At 75.3% G+C, this 2,850-nt stretch carries 3 protein-coding genes; all 3 read right to left on the reverse strand.

Annotated features, from left to right (window positions below; translation table 11 throughout):
- Positions 1 to 1,362: FAD/NAD(P)-binding protein (locus ETD85_RS61365; protein WP_138698950.1), on the reverse strand; the 1,362-nt coding region annotated here is incomplete at its 3' end.
- Positions 1,363 to 1,416: 54 nt separating this feature from the next.
- On the reverse strand, positions 1,417 to 2,487 hold the full coding sequence (locus ETD85_RS61370; RefSeq protein ID WP_240780168.1) for a FecCD family ABC transporter permease: 1,071 nt from the start codon (positions 2,485 to 2,487) through the stop codon (positions 1,417 to 1,419).
- Positions 2,488 to 2,491: 4 nt separating this feature from the next.
- A complete protein-coding gene (locus ETD85_RS61375; protein ID WP_240780169.1) occupies positions 2,492 to 2,815 on the reverse strand; it encodes an iron chelate uptake ABC transporter family permease subunit in 324 nt (107 codons plus the stop codon).
- Between the last annotated feature and the right edge of the window lie 35 nt (positions 2,816 to 2,850).

The raw sequence follows: 2,850 nt of genomic DNA on the forward strand, positions 1-2,850 counted from the left end.
CGCAGAGACCGCGTCCTGCTCGACCCGCATCCCGGCCCCCAGGAACGTGACGACGCCCGCCCTGGCCAGCGCCCGCAGCTCCGCCAGCCGGGGCGCGGGCGGGCCGCTGGCGACGAAGTTGAACAGCCCGTCGAACCACGGGTCGGACCCGCCCTCGCCGAGCGCGGCGCGGACGGAGATCAACCCGTGGATCATCGCCAGGTCCGCGCTGTGGGCGGGGTCGGCCCGCCGCTCCAGGTCGGCCGTCAGGTAGCCGTGCATCCATCGCTGCAGCCCGGCCAGGTCGCCGAAGCGCATCCCGTGCAGCGGGCGGTCGAGCCGGTCCAGGTGGAGCCGGTCGGCGTACCGGGAGACGGACTTGGTGACCAGCGCGCGCGACTGCCGGCCGCCCCACTCGGCGGCGGCGAACGCGGACTCGAACGCCTCCCACCCGATCTTCGTGCGCGACGGGTGCGCGGTGAACAGCTCCCGGTAGTAGGCGTAGGCCAGCTCCTTGGCCACCGCGGCCCGCCGCTCGGCGGCCGGCGCGCCGGCGTCGAGGAAGCCGGGCGACCCGGCCGGCGAGCGGGCCAGACGGTAGCCGGTCTTGGCGTGGTACGGCACGCCCCTGCGCGATCCCACGTACAGTCGCGGCTCCCTGCCGCTGGGCAGGTAGACGAGCTCCCCGTCGCCGGTGAACCGCCCGCCGCGCCCCGAGGTGAGCAGCACCATCAGGTCCACGAACGCCAGCCCCGCGCCCCGCACGAGCACCGGCTCCCCCGCGGGCAGCGCGTCCAGCGCGAGGTCGGCGGCGTAGCCGGTGGGCACGTACGCCAGGCCGTGCCGCCCGGCGAATGCGGCCTGCTCCGCCTCCTGCGGCGCGGGCCGGACGCCCTGGTGGCCCTGCGCGAGCACCACCGCGTCGGCCTCCAGCCGTTCCCCCGAGGACAGCTCCACCCGCTGGGCGGCCCGCGCGTCGGTCAGCCCGGCCGCCGCCGCCCGGTGCAGATGCACGCGTACGTTGCGCGGCGCAGTGCGCACGGCGCGCTCGAACGCGTGCGACAGGTAGCGGCTGAGCACCGGGCGCGGCGCGAAGAACCCGGGCTCGCAGCCGAGCCATTCGGCGAGGGTCGGGCCCGGCCTGATCGGGCCCGCGCACCGCACCGAGGCGTCGGTGAAGACGGTGACGTCGGCGGCGGCGGAGTTGGCCCAGAGCAGGTCCGGCTGCTCCGCGCGCCAGACGCGGCCGGCGCCGTGCGGGTGGGGGTCCACCACGTGCACGTCGAGCCGGCCGTCCCCGAGCAGCTCGGGGGCGTTGGCGCAGATCCGCTCCAGCAGGACCGTCCCGGTGGGTCCCGCCCCGATCACCGCAACCGCGCTCACCGCTGCCCTCCCGACAATTACCTATTCAAAAGGTAGGTAATATGGAGATCACTGTCAAGCTCGGCGCGCCCTGGCCAGCAGCCACAGCAGCAGCGGCGCGCCCAGCGCGCCGGTGACCACACCGACCGGCAGCTCCACGTCCGGGATGAGCAGCCGCGCGACCAGGTCGGCGGCCAGCACGATGAACGCCCCCGCCAGCCCCGAGGCCAGCGGCGGCGGCCAGGCGGTACGGGCCAGCCGCTGGGCGATCTGCGGCGCGGCCAGCGCCACGAACGCGACCGGCCCCGCCGCCGCCGTGCCGAACGCGACCAGCCCCACGCCCGTGATCAGCAGCGTCAGCCGCGCCGCCCCCACGGGCGCCCCGAGCACGACGGCCACCTCGTCACCGAGTTGCAGCGCCCGGGTCCACCGGCCGAGCAGCAGCGCGACGGGGACGAGCACCGCCAGCCCCAGCGCGAGCGGCGTCACGTGGTCCCAGGTGCGCCCGTTCAGATTGCCGAACAGCCAGCCGAGCGCCTGCTGCGCCTGGAAGTCCCCGGTGGTCACCATGAGGTACTCGGTCGCGCTCGTGCACATCCACGACAGCCCGATCCCGATGAGCACGATGCGCTGCCCGCTGACGCCGCGCCGCCAGGCCAGCAGGTACGTCACCATCGCCGCCGCCACGGCGCCCGCGAAGCCGAGCAGGTGCAGCCCGGCCCCGACGCCGAGGACCAGCCCGGCCACCACGGCGACGCCCGCGCCCTGCGTGACGCCGATCATGTCGGGGCTGGCCAGCGGGTTGCGGGTCATGGTCTGGAAGAGCGCGCCCGACACGCCGAACGCGACGCCGGCCAGCAGCCCGGTCAGCGCCCTGGGCAGGCGCAGCTCGTGCACCACGAACGCGGTGCCCTGGTCGCCGGTGCCCAGCAGCGACTGGACGACCTCGCCCAGGCCGAGCGAGACCTCGCCGAGCCCGATGCCCAGGCAGAAGGCCACCAGCGCGGCCACGGCCACCCCGAGGCAGACCAGGATCAGCCGCGGCCGCAGGACTCCTGAGACGGGCGGCACGGACAGCCGGAAGGTGACCCGGTTCATCCGGGTGAAGGAGATCGGCCCGCGGCCGCGCAGGTGTGGTGTGTTCACGGGATCACAGCTCCGCGAGGCGCCGGCGGCGGGCCAGCACGACGAAGAACGGGCCGCCGACGAACGCCACCAGCAGCCCCGCCTGCACCTCGATCGGCGGGGCCACGACGCGCCCCACGACGTCGGCGGCGAGCAGCAGGCAGGGCCCGAGCAGCGCCGCCAGCGGCAGCAGCAGGCGGTTGTCGGCCTCCGAGCCGGTCCGTCCCGCCAGGTAGCGGGCCAGGTAGGGCACGACGAGCCCGACGAAGACCACGGGCCCGATCGCCGCCACGGCCGACCCGGTCAGCAGCATGACCGCCACCGCCCCCTGCACCCTGACCAGGCCCACCCCTGTCTCCTATATACATCGTACGCGACCGCAGT

The sequence above is a fragment of the Nonomuraea zeae genome, assembly GCF_005889725.1.
In the GTDB taxonomy this organism is placed as follows: domain Bacteria; phylum Actinomycetota; class Actinomycetes; order Streptosporangiales; family Streptosporangiaceae; genus Nonomuraea; species Nonomuraea zeae.